We start from the raw sequence: 13,875 nt of genomic DNA, 5'->3' as shown, positions 1-13,875 counted from the left end.
CATTTAAGAATCATGTTGTTTGAAGTTTGTCTAAATGCGCTAATTTACTGAAAAAGTGAGTTGACGGCTGTTCGGCTTTTCCTTACATTAGCGCCCGTCCCGACAACAACGGGATGACAATATGGTGAGGTGTCCGAGTGGCTGAAGGAGCACGCCTGGAAAGTGTGTATACGGCAACGTATCGGGGGTTCGAATCCCCCCCTCACCGCCATATTCAAGGCAAAAGCTCGTACGAAAGTGCGGGCTTTTTTCTTTTATAGTCTCCGAAAGGGGGGGATGAGAATCCCCGACCGGGGTTCGACAACTGGCGACAGCCAGTTGGACAGACTGCGAGCGCAGCGAACAGGCTGCCCGAAGGGCGAGCGAAGCGAGTCAATCCCCCCCTCACCGCCATATTCAAGGCAAGAGCTCGTACGGAAGTACGGGCTTTTTTCTTTTATAGTCTCCGAAAGGGGGGGATGAGAACCTTGAGACTCCCTGCGCTCTTTATGTCGGGTGGCGCTGCGCTTACCCGACCTAGACAAAGTTACTCTTCAACCATCTTCGCATACTCGTCAGTGAGAAAATCCACCAGTGCCCTGACGGACGGCAGCAAGCCGCGTCTTGACGGATAAACTGCATGAATCACCTCCCGTCGTGGTTCCCACGCCTCAAGCACCCGAACCAGTTCTCCTGACGCCAGCTGATCTTTCACCATCAATATCGGCAGTTGCACCACACCGATACCCGCCATAGCCGCTGCACGCAGTGCCAGCATGTCGGTGGTAATAAAGCGAGGAGTAAAATGGATTTCCGCTTTCGCCCCTTGCGGACCACACAAGTCCCACTTATGAATGTGTTTACCCTCGCCCATACTTAACCCGGGCCAGGCGCTAAGTTCGGACGGCATCAACGGTTTCCCCAGGCGTTCAATTAACGCGGGGCCCGCGACCAGGCAATGTCCCCTGTCGGCCAGCACCCGTAATACCAGATCGCTGTCATCAAACGGACGGGGACGCACGCGGATCGCCACATCCACCCCCTCTCCCACCAGATCAACCCGCCGGTTCGTTGCTTCCAGCTGAAGGGTGATACCGGGGTAGCGCGCCATAAACCGCGCCAGCATCGGGCCGACATGCACATGCAACAACGTGACAGGACAGGTGAGCCTGACGATACCGCGCGGTTCCGCCTGCAGCGCGGCCACGGCTTCCTCCGCCGCTTCCGCTTCAACCATCATGGCTTTGCAGTGCTGATAGAACGTCTGCCCGACCTCCGTTACCGTAAACTGACGGGTTGTACGCTGTATTAACCGCACACCAAGCCGTTCTTCCAGCTGCGCAATCCGGCGGCTCAGCCTGGACTTGGGCAGGTCAAGCGCTCTTCCCGCCGCCGCAAAACCACCGTAGTCGACCACTTTCACAAACCAGACGAAGTCATTGAGATCCTGCATAAACCCTCATCGTTCTATTTTCAGAACAGTGAATGCCATTTTCACCCTCTACCGGGATATTAACGCTGAATATAAGCTAATTACATCGACAGAACATCAGGAGTTCATCATGAAAAACGTAACAGGCGTCTATACCGCACCCCGTCAACACTGGGTTGGCAATGGTTTCCCGGTGCGTTCGATGTTTTCTTATCAAACCCACGGCGAGTCGCTGAGCCCGTTCTTACTGCTGGACTACGCAGGCCCACATACCTTCCCGGCGGACGGCACTAAGCGCGGGGTGGGCGAGCATCCGCATCGTGGTTTTGAAACGGTCACCATCGTCTATGCCGGCGAAGTGGAGCATCGCGACTCCACCGGCAGAGGCGGCGTTATTGGTGCGGGCGACGTGCAGTGGATGACAGCCGGTGCAGGCATTCTGCATGAAGAGTTTCACTCCAGCGCGTTCGCGCACAAAGGCGGAGAACTCAAGATGATGCAGCTTTGGGTCAACCTGCCAGCGAAAGACAAAATGGCCACGCCGGGCTATCAAAGCATCACCAAAGCCGATATCCCGGTGGTGACGCTGCCCGATAACAGCGGCTCGCTGCGGGTTATCGCCGGTCACTACGACGATGTTAGCGGCCCGGCGCATACCTTCTCGCCGCTGAACGTGTGGGACATTGCCCTCAACCAGAGCAGCCACATCACGCTCAGTCAGCCAGAGGGCTGGAGCACGGCGCTGGTGGTGCTGGAAGGCCATGTCACGGTGAACGGTACGGCTCACGCGGGAGAAGCACAGCTGGTGGTCATGAGTCAGGAAGGTGAGACGTTACATCTGGAAGCCGGCAGCGATGCCAAAGTATTGCTGATGGCCGGTGCACCGCTGAATGAACCAATTGTGGGCTACGGCCCATTCGTGATGAACAGTAAAACCGAAATCAATGAAGCCATTCGTGATTTCAACTCCGGCCGCTTCGGCCAGATCTAACCGTAATAAAGGAGAAGAACATGTCTACACCTGCCAATTTTAATGGAGCACGTCCGGTCATTGATGTGAACGATGCGGTGATGTTGCTTATCGACCACCAGAGTGGCCTGTTCCAGACCGTCGGAGATATGCCGATGCCTGAGCTGCGTGCCCGTGCGGCGGCTCTGGCGAAAATCGCGACGCTTGCGAACATCCCGGTGATCACCACCGCTTCCGTTCCGCAGGGCCCAAACGGTCCGCTCATCCCGGAAATTCATGCCAACGCGCCGCATGCACAGTATGTGGCACGTAAAGGGGAGATCAACGCCTGGGATAACCCGGAATTTGTGGCCGCGGTTAAAGCCACCGGACGTAAAACGTTGATTATCGCCGGTACCATCACCAGCGTCTGCATGGCGTTTCCGTCGATTAGCGCAGTGGCGGATAGCTATAAAGTCTTTGCGGTGATTGATGCGTCCGGTACTTACAGCAAAATGGCGCAGGAGATCACCCTGGCCCGTGTGGTGCAGGCAGGCGTGGTGCCAATGGATACGGCGGCCGTTGCCTCTGAGATCCAGCGGACATGGAACCGTGAAGATGCGGCCGAGTGGGCAGACGTCTACACGCACATTTTCCCGGCGTATCAGCTACTGATCGAGAGCTACGGCAAGGCGCAGGAAGTGGTGAAAAACAGCGAAGCGCTCGATTCACAGCGTTAAGCGCCGATGATGTGACCTGAGCTGATTAAGGCTTAACCGAACACGCACTAAAGCTGAAAATCTGCTTGACCGTTTTAGCGCAACTCCCTATAGTAGCGCCCCGTTGCCCCCCAAGCGGTCAGGCAGCAAAACAATATGGTGAGGTGTCCGAGTGGCTGAAGGAGCACGCCTGGAAAGTGTGTATACGGCAACGTATCGGGGGTTCGAATCCCCCCCTCACCGCCATATTCAAGACAAGAGCTCGTACGAAAGTACGGGCTTTTTTCTTTTATAGTCGCCTTATCTCGCCGACAAGCCTCGTAGGCCCGTGCAAGCGTAGCGCCGCTGGGCGAAACCAACAAAGCGCACATTGCCAGCAGTCTGAGCCCGTATAGCAATACGGGCTCCCCCCTTAATTGTTCACTTTTCCTGCGCTCTGCTCTCTCACGACAGAAGTCGTCTGTTCTGGATTCGCAGCAGGTTCATCTTTACGCTCTTCCAGCCAGTAATCGGCATTTTTAATCCCCAGGCGAATCGGGTCAAAATGCGGATCCAGTCCCTGCGCATTCTGAATTTCATAATCTTTCAGACTGACGAACGCTTTTTTATGCAAAAGCACAATGGCAATAATGTTGAGCCATGCCATCAGCCCTACCCCAATATCTCCCAGCCCCCATGCCAGATCCGCGGTGCGGACGGTGCCGTAAACCGTGGAAGCCATCAGACATAATTTGAGCAAGAATGTCAGCCACGGACGGTGAATTTTACGGTTGATGTAGGCGATATTGGTTTCAGCAATATAGTAATAGGCAATAATGGTGGTGAAGGCGAAGAAGAACAGCGCAATAGCCACAAAGTAATTACCAAAGCCTGGCATCATACTTTCCATTGCCGTCTGCACATAGCCTGGCCCTGCCGCCACGCCTGAAATACCGGTGTAGAGGGCTGCACCATCGACACCCTGAACATTGTAAAGACCGGTGATCAACAGCATAAATCCGGTCGCGGAGCAGACAAATAGCGTATCGATATAGACCGAGAAGGCCTGAACCAGCCCCTGTTTCACCGGATGGCTCACTGCCGCCGCGGATGATGCATGCGGGCCGGTACCTTGCGCCGCCTCGTTGGAATAGACGCCGCGCTTAACGCCCCACATGATAGCCTGACCCAGGATAGCACCAAAGCCAGCTTCAAGACCAAAAGCACTTTTCCAGATCAACAGAATCACACCAGGAAGCTCGGTAATATTAATCGCGATAATAACGCAAGCCACAATAATATAGCCGAGCGCCATAAACGGAACGACCATACTGCTAAAACTGGCGATCCTTTTCACGCCACCGAAAATAATAAAGCTTAACAGTACGGCCAGTAATGCCGCCGTGACATTGGGATCAAGCCCAAAAGCAATATCCAGACTGGCACCAATCGAGTTTGCTTGTACCCCTGGCATTAATAGACCGCAGGAGAAAATGGTGACGACGGCAAATAACCATGCATACCATTTTACCCCTAATCCTTTTTCGATATAAAAGGCAGGACCGCCACGATATTCACCGTTAATTTTTTCTTTATAAACCTGGCCCAACGTAGATTCCACAAACGCTGAGCTGGCACCTAAAAACGCCACCATCCACATCCAGAAAAGTGCGCCCGGTCCCCCGAAGGTGATGGCGGTGGCGACACCAGCAATGTTTCCGGTCCCTACTCGCCCTGCCAGCGTCATCGTCAGTGCCTGGAACGACGATACCCCGGCATCGGTAGGACGCCCCTGGAACATCAAGGTAATCATATGTTTTATATGACGTAACTGCAAAAAACGACTACGTAATGAGAAATAGAGACCGACACCCAGACATAAAAATATTAACGCCGGGCTCCAGATAACACCGTTAATTGCACCAACCAGTTCGTTCATGTATGACCCTCAACGTGATGTTCCAGGGAAACGGTTCCCCATGGGATTTTCTTGTTAGAATGTTGTTTGAATCAGTACGAAACATAGATAATTACCCACAAGACACCAACTTAATTTTTACAACTTAGTAACATTATGTGACAACATTCACGTTTAAATTTGAACGAACAATTAGCGCGATCATGATATTCATGGATATTTTGTGGATATTATAAATACGCGTCACATTTCGCTGAGAGGGATAAAAACCCACCGCTGAAATCAATACCGAAATGATGAATTCCGCACGACAGGTGCTTTATTAAAAGATAACCACGCGCGAGGTGAGAGCAGGAATAAACGAAGCTTCCCGGCATTACGCCGGGAAGGGATTACTGAAGAGAGGTAAAACGGTAATGTTTTACCTTCAGTCGGAATAGACTTGCAGCGTGCGCTGACACAATGCCGATCGCACACAGTCATCTTTGGTGAAGCGAACCACCCCAATCATCTCATCTTCCTCAAAACGTGACATGGCGTCGCTCAATCCGGATTTCACGCCGGATGGCAGGTCACATTGGGTAATATCGCCATTGACGATAACCGTCACGTTCTCCCCGAGGCGCGTTAAGAACATCTTCATTTGCGCAGCGGTCACGTTCTGAGCCTCGTCAAGAATGACGACCGCATTTTCAAATGTACGTCCGCGCATATAGGCGAACGGCGCGATTTCCACCTTGCCAATCTCTGGTCGCAGGCAGTACTGCATAAAGGATGCACCCAGTCGCTTCACCAGCACGTCATAAACGGGCCTGAAGTAAGGGGCAAACTTCTCCGATATATCTCCGGGCAAGAAGCCGAGATCTTCATCAGCTTGCAGTACCGGACGGGTAACAATAATTCTCTCCACGTCCTTATGGATCAGGGCCTCCGCTGCTTTGGCTGCACTGATCCAGGTTTTCCCGCATCCGGCTTCACCGGTTGCAAAGATGAGCTGTTTACTCTCGATAGCATTCAGGTAGTGCGCCTGAGCCTCATTGCGCGCCACAATTGGGGAATTATCACGGCTGTCCCGCGCCATGCCAATTGCTTCTACGCCACTCATCTGCACAAGCGAGGTGACCGATTCTTCTTCACGCTGTTTATGACTACGTGAATCCCGTCTCAGCACACGTTTTGCTTCGCGACGAGCTTTGATCACTGCTTTTTGTCTTCCCATGGATAGCACCTTGAGTTGTTGGTATTCATCACACGCGCCAGCTTCGGCACGATTATGCGCACGAACATCAGAGGGTTGGCTTCCTTGTAAGCCATTGCTTGCCTTTCCGGATGACGAAACAGAATAGCTACGCGCACCATTCTGCACGTCGGTAGAATCAGGTTTCTGAGTAGAAGGGGAGAATTTAGTGGTGAGGAAATCGCTGCCGGAGTCTGAGCCTCCGCGCCGGGTGCTGCGGTTGTTGTGTTTACCTTGTCCAGTACAGGACGCAACCATTCGCGATCTCCATAGTGATTCAGCATCACTGCCGGGAACTACCGCTGTCTTATCTTAAGTACATCAGGAGTTATCATAAATGCAACATTTATTTTACCTGACTGCAACTTTTAAGACTGCTCCTGCAGTTGAAATCAGTCTCATACAGGAATATTACAGAAATATAACAGAGAGATAGTCATAGGAAAAAATAATGTCCCCGCGAACTATCGCAGGGACAATTATCAGGCTTCGATCAGCCCTTGCGCGAGATACGCGTTTGAATCGCGTACCCCTGGCAGCGCGAAGAAATAGCCGCCACCGATAGGTTTAATATACTCTTCAAGCGCTTCACCGTTTAACCGCTTCTGCACGGTGAGGAAGCCTTTCTCCAGATCGTGCTGGTAGCAGACAAACAGCAGCCCCATATCGAGCTGACCCGAGTTGGTCACCCCCAGCGAGTAGCTATAGCCCCGGCGCATCATCAGGCTGGACTGCGTCTCTTTGGTGCGCGGGTTCGCCAGACGGATATGGCTATCCAGCGCAATGGTATCGCCATTGGGATCGCTGGCGTAATCCGGCACATCATGTTCGTGCTTCATGCCAAGCGGTGCCCCGCTCTGCTTGTCACGGCCAAAGATTGTCTGCTGCTCTTTGAGCGGCGTGCGATCCCAGAATTCCACATGGAACTGAATCACCCGCACCGCCTGATAGCTCCCGCCCACGGCCCATGCTGGCTCGCCCTGATCGGCTGTAACCCACACCACCTCTTTCATTAGCGCGCTATTGCTGCTGTCCGGGTTGGCAGTGCCGTCCTTAAAGCCCAGCAGGTTAACCGGCGTCTCTTTGCCTTTGCTGCGGGCAGCATGGTCAGAGATAAACCCTTCCCGCTTCCAGCGCACACTCAGCAGATCCGGCGTGTGCTTGATAATATCCCGCAGGGCGTGGATCACCGTGTCCTGCGTATTGGCACAGATCTGCAGGAGCAGATCGCCGTGGCACAGAGCCGCGTCCAGCGAGTCATTCGGGAAACGCGTCATTTTTTGCAGCGCTTTCGGCTTCTGTTTTGCCAGCCCGTAGCGCGCATCAAACAGCGATTCGCCCAGCGACACCGTAATGGTCAGGTTATCCGGAGCGATAAACGGCCCTAAGATCCCCGAGTCCATGGGCGGCAGACGCGGGTTAGGCGTTTCCGGTGCCGGCCCCCCGGCAGTCAGAAACGCGATGCGGGTGGTCAGCAGGCGGAACAGACGCTCCAGGTCAGCTTTATCGCTTGCCAGCGAATCAAAGGCCACCAGCATCATGGCGGCCTGCTGTGGCGTCAGAATGCCCGCCTGATGCTCACCATAGAACGGCTGCGTCTCCATACGGGCATTCGGTGACAGCGTGCCGGGTGCACTTTGCGGTTTTGCCGCATGCGCCACCGGACACCCTCCAGCCAGGGCAAATGCGCCCCCCAGCGCCCCTACCCCTTTCAACAACCGACGACGTGAAGGTTCCGCCACGTCGTATTCGTCATGCTTGTTCATCGTGCTTAGTCCAGACCCAGTACGCCACGCAGCAGGGAGAGATCTTCCGCCAGGGCGGTAATCGGGCCTTTCAGCGCATTACGGTCGGCGTCGGTCAGTTTATCGTAGGTTTCAAACCCGTCTTTGGTGCGGTACTTCGCCAGAATGGTGTCGACTTTCTTAAAGTTGGCATCCACTTTTGCCAGCAACTCGCTGTTCTCTTTCTGCAGCTGAGGGCGCAGCAGGTTAACAATTTTCTGAGCGCCATCGACGTTCGCCTGGAAATCCCACAGGTCAGTGTGGCTGTAGCGATCTTCTTCACCGCTGATTTTGCTGGCGGCCACTTCTTCAATCAGTCCGGCCGCGCCGCCCACCACTTTTGACGGCGGGAAGGCGAGCTCGCTGATGCGCTTTTGCAGCTCCAGCACGTCGCTGTTGAGCTGATCGGCATACTTCTCCATCCCTTTGGTGGAGTTATCGCCAAACAGGGCTTTCTCCAGACGGTGGAAGCCGGTGAATTTTGGATCGGCCGCTTTCTGCTCGTAATCGTCTTCACGGGCATCAATGCTGCCATCAAGATCGGAGAACAGCTCCGCAATCGGCTCAATGCGCTCATAGTGCTGACGGGTTGGCGCATACAGGGATTTCGCTTTGTCGAGATCGCCCGCTTTCACCGCATCCGTAAAGGCTTTGGTTCCCGCCGCCAGGTCTGCCGTCTCTTTGGTAACATACGCTTTATAGGCGGTGATGGCATCGCCCAGGCTCAGCAGAGCCGTGCCTTTTGCGACATCCGCTGTGGCATTTCCCTTGACGATGAGCTTACCCTTAGGGTTGGTCAGCAGACCGCAGGTCATGTCATATTCGCCCGGCTGCAGGTTAGCCGTCATTTTCTGGCTAAAGCCCGGCGCGATATTTTCGCGCTCTTCCACGACCATCACGCCTTTGAGAATTTCCCACTCCAGCGCTTTCTGGCTGTGGTTCTGAATAATAAATTGTGTCTTACCGCTGTTGACCGTAATGGTCATCGGCTCACACTGCTTATCATTCACCGTCACCTTAACCTGTGGAATATCAGCAGCCTGAGCGGCGAAGGCAGAAGCAACAAGCGCTGCCACACCAACCTGTAACGCACTACGACGAAATTGAATTGCCATGACCCTTCCCTTTTAAAAGTATGTTGTAACTACAGTAAGCACATCAGGGCGCAGTCCGCGACGGCTGAGCGCTGGGGCGCGATGGCATAAAGAACAGCGCCAGCGCCGGAATGAGATAGATAAAGTACATCGCCACTTCGCTGACGCTTGGCGTTTCCTGGTAGCCGAAGATCCCTTCGAGCAGCGTGCCGGTCAGTGAATGGGTAGAAAGAACGTTGCTGAGATCGAACGCCACATCCTGGAAGTGGTTCCACAGACCCGCCTCATGGAAAGCGCGAATCGCCCCTGCTGCCAGCCCTGCGGCCACCAGCAAAATGAACAGGCTGGTCCATTTAAAGAACGCCCCCAGGTTCAGGCGAATGCCGCCCCAGTAGAGCAGGAAGCCGAGCACCACGGCCGTTGCCAGCCCCAGCATCGCCCCCAGCGGTGGCCAGATCCCCACATCCTGCTGAAAGGCGGCCAGCAGGAAGAAAACGGATTCCAGGCCTTCACGCGCCACGGCGAAAAAGACCATCATGATCAGCGCCCAGCCGTGATGATTTCCCTTCTGCAGGGCGTTATCTACCGCCTGCTCCAGCTGCACCTTCACGTTACGCGAGACTTTACGCATCCAGAACACCATCCAGGTGAGGATCACGACCGCAATCACGGCAACGATACCTTCGAACAGCTCCTGTTCTTTCTGCGGGAATTCACCGGTGGTTTCATTGATCAGAATCCCCAGGCCCAGACAGAGCGCCGCGGCGAGGAAAACCCCTATCCACATCACGCCAATCCAGCGTCCACGCTGGGTTCGCTTCAGATAACTGGCGATGAGGCTAACAATGAGGGCCGCTTCGAGGCCTTCCCGTAACATTATGAGAAATGGAACAAACATGCCGACACCTTAAATGTTTATCGCGGTCAACTGATGCAAAGAAAGGTAAATTCTTGTGATAGTGATTATCATTACGGCGATAAGAAAAACAAGCGAAATGTGTGGTGTTTTGATGACGAGTTGTAAACGCATCGCGAGGTAATAGTTACGCTCGTGACGTTCAGGTTTATAAGTTATAACGAAAATGCCCATTTACGGTTAATCAGCGCTGTGGCTAAATATCCGCCTCGCAAACTAACCGAAAATAAACCATGTTTAAGATTGTCCATTTCCTGCTGGCGCTGGTGATTATTCTTGCGCTTGCCTGGCTTACGAGTTTTGACCGCCGAAAAATTCGCATTCGCTTTGTTTTACAGCTGATCGTTATTGAAATCGCACTGGCATTCTTTTTCCTGCATGCCGAAAGCGGGTTATTCCTGATTAAATACGTATCTGGTTTCTTTGAATCGCTGCTGAAATTTGCCAGCGAAGGGACCAATTTCGTCTTTGGCGGAATGGGTGAAAAAGGACTGGCGTTCATTTTCCTCGGCGTACTGTGCCCGATTATCTTTATTTCCGCACTGATTGGTATTCTTCAGCACTGGCGCATTCTGCCGATTTTTATTCGGGTGATCGGGACACTGCTGTCGAAACTGAACGGTATGGGCAAGCTGGAATCCTTTAACGCGGTAAGCTCGCTGATCCTCGGACAGTCTGAAAACTTCATTGCCTACAAGGGCGTACTGGGCGATCTCTCGTCACGTCGTCTGTTCACCATGGCGGCCACGGCCATGTCGACCGTCTCCCTGTCGATTGTCGGTGCCTATATGACCATGCTCGACGCTAAATTTGTGGTAGCGGCGCTCGTTCTCAACATGTTCAGCACCTTCATTATTCTCTCCGTCATCAACCCGGTGCGCCCGGAAGCGGAGCCGGATATTAAGCTCGAAAAACTGCACGAATCCCAGAGCTTCTTCGAAATGCTGGGCGAGTATATTCTGGCTGGTTTTAAAGTGGCGATGATTATTCTGGCGATGCTGATTGGCTTCATTGCCCTTATTAGCGCCATCAACGCCCTTTTCTCCAGCATATTTGGCATGAGCTTCCAGCAGATCCTGGGCTATGTGTTTTATCCGCTGGCGTGGCTGGTGGGTATTCCGCTGAGTGATGCCTTAAATGCCGGCAGTATTATGGCAACCAAACTGGTAGCGAATGAATTTGTGGCAATGATTGAGCTGCAAAAAATTGCGCATCAGATGTCACCGCGCGGACTGGGGATTTTATCCGTGTTCCTGGTGTCGTTTGCTAACTTCGCCTCCATCGGTATTGTCGCTGGCGCAATCAAGGGCCTGAACGAGCAGCAGGGGAACGTGGTCTCGCGGTTTGGTCTGCGTCTGGTGTATGGCGCGACGCTGGTGAGTTTGCTGTCGGCGAGCTTTGCGGGCCTGGTATTGTGATGTGATGCCGGGTGGCGCGCAGCGATCCCGGCCTACGATACAACAACGGCGGGTTATCCCGCCGTTTTCATTAAAACTGCACGCACACCGGCTGATCGACCCGCATCACCGACTCCTGCGCGAAGCGGGATTTATAAATCCCACGTAACGCTTCAATGTTTTTCTCGCTCTGCGCATCTTTTCCGTGGATCAGCATCAACGCCTTGCTCGGTTCGCGCGCCACTTTCCCGTCGTTGCCCAGCCACTGTCCACGCGCCTCAAACACCGTTAAGCCATCGCGAAAACGCGGCGTGACGTCCTGGTCAACAAACTGCTGCCACTCGTTGGGGGTGATCTGCGCTCCGGCAGGACGATTTAAGCCGAAATAGAGCGTGGTCTGCTGCATCTGATTGTCCGCTTTGCAGGTCTCCGACGCCGTAGGCTGCGACGGCGCCGTGCAGCCCACCAGCATCATTAATGCCGCTACCATTAACCCTGTTTTGATTGTCATGCTTCGCTATCCTCATTGTTATAAGTGCAGCGATATCACCGTAAATTACGGATTTTGGCAAGAAAAAAGCCGGGTGGCGCTGACGCTCACCCGGCTTACAGTGTGCAGGAAGAAAAATTACTCAGCCTGGAGCTTCGTCGGCGGCGCAGTGTGGTAATGGGCATCCGCTTCTGCAAAGCGTTTCTGCATGGAGGCAGACGGCGCTTTACCCAGCATGCTGAAGACCACAATACCGATACTGCCGAAGATGAAGCCCGGGATGATTTCGTACAGGCCCAGCCACGCGAACTGTTTCCAGACGATAACGGTCACTGCACCAATAATCATCCCCGCCAGCGCGCCGTTACGGGTCATACGTGACCACATCACGGAGAACAGCACCACCGGCCCAAACGCCGCACCAAAGCCCGCCCACGCGTAGCTCACCAGACCCAGCACGCGGTTTTCCGGGTTAGACGCCAGCGCAATCGCCACCAGCGCCACCAGCAGCACCATAAAGCGCCCTACCCACACCAGCTCTTTCTGGCTCGCGCCTTTACGCAGGAAAGCCTTGTAGAGGTCTTCAGTGATCGCACTGGAGCAGACCAGCAGCTGGCAGCTCAGGGTCGACATTACCGCCGCCAGAATGGCAGAGAGCAGAATACCGGCAATCCACGGGTTAAACAGGATTTGTGCCAGCTCGATAAACACGCGCTCGGCGTTTTGGTTTACCGCGCCCGCCTGCGCCGGGTTATTGCTGAAGTATGCGATGCCAAAGAAGCCCACCGCGCACGCCCCTGCCAGACAGAGGATCATCCACGTCATACTGATGCGACGCGCATGAACGATGGTGTGGTGAGAATCGGCCGCCATAAAGCGCGCCAGGATGTGCGGCTGACCGAAGTAGCCCAGACCCCAGCCCATCAGGGAGACGATGGCAACAAAGTTCAGCCCTTTGAGCATATCGACGTTTTCAATGCTCTTCTGCTTGATCACTTCCAGCGAATCGCCAAGACCGCCGACGGTGAAAATCACAATCACCGGGGTCAGGATCAGGGCGAAGATCATCAGGCTCGCCTGCACAGTGTCGGTCCAGCTTACCGCCAGGAACCCACCCACGAAGGTATAGAGGATGGTTGCCGCCGCACCGGCCCACAGGGCGGTTTCATAGCTCATGCCGAAGGTGCTTTCGAACAGACGCGCACCGGCCACAATGCCGGAGGCACAATAGATCGTGAAGAACAGCAGGATCACCACTGCCGAGATAATGCGCAGGATGCGGCTGTTATCTTCGAAACGGCCGGTGAAGTAATCCGGCAGCGTCAGGGCGTTGTTGTTCGCTTCGGTATGCACGCGCAGACGGCCCGCCACCAGCTTCCAGTTAATCCACGCCCCAACGGTCAGGCCAATAGCGATCCAGCTTTCAGAAATACCGGAGATGAAAATCGCCCCCGGCAGCCCCATCAACAGCCAGCCACTCATGTCCGATGCCCCCGCAGAGAGCGCGGTCACCATCGGGCCTAAACTGCGGCCACCCAGAATGTAGTCATCAAAGTTCTTTGTTGAACGCCATGCCAAAAACCCTATCAGGATCATGCCAAATATATAAACGAGAAATGTCACCAGCATCGGTGTGCTAATTGCCATTCAAATTCTCCAAAAGTCGAGCGACAACCGTCCGGGTTGCCTTTGTTATGTCATCACCGGAACGGGGTGATGTGTGTATGTGTTTCTGTTGGCCGCGCGTATCCTGCCGTAAGCAGTGCTCGCACACAAACGATTTAACACTGCATTTACATCAAATTCATCCCTGGTTTTATATGTCTTTCCTATAGGTTGCACTCGCTCACATTTATACGGGTTGCACCTTTTAAAAGTGTTAAGTACCGCATAAAAACAGGCTTCCCATGCAGAAGCCAGCGCTTTTTTCCAGCTAACCATCCGTTAACAATCCATTCATTTTTCAGCTTGCAAGCCGGGT

11 protein-coding genes, 2 tRNA genes and 1 other RNA gene are annotated in these 13,875 nt (G+C 53.9%); 6 read left to right on the top strand and 8 right to left on the bottom strand.

What is annotated here, in order from left to right; genetic code table 11:
- Positions 1-123: 123 nt before the first annotated feature.
- Both ACTJJI_RS04145 and ACTJJI_RS04140 read left to right on the top strand, forming a co-directional pair.
- A tRNA-Ser gene (locus ACTJJI_RS04145) sits at positions 124-211 on the top strand.
- 44 nt (positions 212-255) lie between these two features.
- Positions 256-393, top strand: a non-coding RNA gene (locus ACTJJI_RS04140) — RtT sRNA.
- A 133-nt stretch (positions 394-526) separates the two neighbouring features.
- Here the strand turns inward: ACTJJI_RS04140 and ACTJJI_RS04135 are convergent.
- A complete protein-coding gene (locus tag ACTJJI_RS04135) occupies positions 527-1,432 on the bottom strand; it encodes a LysR family transcriptional regulator (protein ID WP_248042099.1) in 906 nt (301 codons plus the stop codon).
- 109 nt (positions 1,433-1,541) lie between these two features.
- Here ACTJJI_RS04135 and ACTJJI_RS04130 point away from each other — a divergent pair, with 109 nt between their 5' ends.
- The 3 genes from ACTJJI_RS04130 to ACTJJI_RS04120 all read left to right on the top strand — a co-directional run bounded on the left by ACTJJI_RS04130 (position 1,542) and on the right by ACTJJI_RS04120 (position 3,325).
- The gene (locus tag ACTJJI_RS04130; RefSeq protein ID WP_063427487.1) at positions 1,542-2,402 is read left to right on the top strand and encodes a pirin family protein; all 861 of its coding nucleotides are present in this window, start codon (positions 1,542-1,544) and stop codon (positions 2,400-2,402) included.
- Positions 2,403-2,422: 20 nt separating this feature from the next.
- Positions 2,423-3,100 (top strand): isochorismatase family protein, encoded by a 678-nt coding sequence (locus ACTJJI_RS04125; RefSeq protein WP_440653144.1) that lies wholly within the window; start codon positions 2,423-2,425, stop codon positions 3,098-3,100.
- 137 nt (positions 3,101-3,237) lie between these two features.
- Positions 3,238-3,325: transfer RNA gene (locus tag ACTJJI_RS04120), tRNA-Ser, on the top strand.
- A 166-nt stretch (positions 3,326-3,491) separates the two neighbouring features.
- Here ACTJJI_RS04120 and ACTJJI_RS04115 read toward each other — a convergent pair.
- From ACTJJI_RS04115 to efeU, 5 genes are all read right to left on the bottom strand, one after another.
- Positions 3,492-4,997: an alanine/glycine:cation symporter family protein gene (locus tag ACTJJI_RS04115; RefSeq protein WP_014831398.1), complete on the bottom strand. Its 1,506-nt coding sequence runs from the start codon at positions 4,995-4,997 to the stop codon at positions 3,492-3,494.
- Positions 4,998-5,403: 406 nt separating this feature from the next.
- Positions 5,404-6,195 carry a phosphate starvation-inducible protein PhoH gene (gene phoH, locus ACTJJI_RS04110; RefSeq protein ID WP_014831397.1) on the bottom strand — a complete coding sequence of 264 codons (792 nt, stop codon included), beginning with the start codon at positions 6,193-6,195 and terminating at the stop codon, positions 5,404-5,406.
- A gap of 500 nt (positions 6,196-6,695) precedes the next feature.
- The gene (gene efeB, locus ACTJJI_RS04105; protein ID WP_047362224.1) at positions 6,696-7,979 is read right to left on the bottom strand and encodes an iron uptake transporter deferrochelatase/peroxidase subunit; all 1,284 of its coding nucleotides are present in this window, start codon (positions 7,977-7,979) and stop codon (positions 6,696-6,698) included.
- Between the two features lie 5 nt (positions 7,980-7,984).
- The gene (gene efeO, locus ACTJJI_RS04100; RefSeq protein ID WP_440653141.1) at positions 7,985-9,112 is read right to left on the bottom strand and encodes an iron uptake system protein EfeO; all 1,128 of its coding nucleotides are present in this window, start codon (positions 9,110-9,112) and stop codon (positions 7,985-7,987) included.
- Positions 9,113-9,155: 43 nt separating this feature from the next.
- A complete protein-coding gene (efeU, locus tag ACTJJI_RS04095; protein WP_013097186.1) occupies positions 9,156-9,989 on the bottom strand; it encodes an iron uptake transporter permease EfeU in 834 nt (277 codons plus the stop codon).
- Between the two features lie 251 nt (positions 9,990-10,240).
- On the opposite strand from efeU, the gene ACTJJI_RS04090 reads away from it, so the two are divergent.
- Positions 10,241-11,425, top strand: a complete 1,185-nt coding sequence (locus ACTJJI_RS04090; protein WP_014831394.1) for a NupC/NupG family nucleoside CNT transporter — start codon at positions 10,241-10,243, stop codon at positions 11,423-11,425.
- Positions 11,426-11,495: 70 nt separating this feature from the next.
- On the opposite strand, the gene ACTJJI_RS04085 is transcribed toward ACTJJI_RS04090, so the two are convergent.
- On the bottom strand, positions 11,496-11,915 hold the full coding sequence (locus ACTJJI_RS04085) for a DUF3574 domain-containing protein (RefSeq protein ID WP_046889875.1): 420 nt from the start codon (positions 11,913-11,915) through the stop codon (positions 11,496-11,498).
- Between the two features lie 117 nt (positions 11,916-12,032).
- A complete protein-coding gene (gene putP / locus ACTJJI_RS04080) occupies positions 12,033-13,541 on the bottom strand; it encodes a sodium/proline symporter PutP (RefSeq protein WP_440653138.1) in 1,509 nt (502 codons plus the stop codon).
- Between the last annotated feature and the right edge of the window lie 334 nt (positions 13,542-13,875).

The organism is Enterobacter sp. 22466 (assembly GCF_052044775.1).
GTDB classification, from domain to species: Bacteria; Pseudomonadota; Gammaproteobacteria; order Enterobacterales; family Enterobacteriaceae; genus Enterobacter; species Enterobacter dissolvens.
Note: the sequence above shows the minus strand (reverse complement) of the source record. Positions and strands in the feature narration are given on the sequence as shown.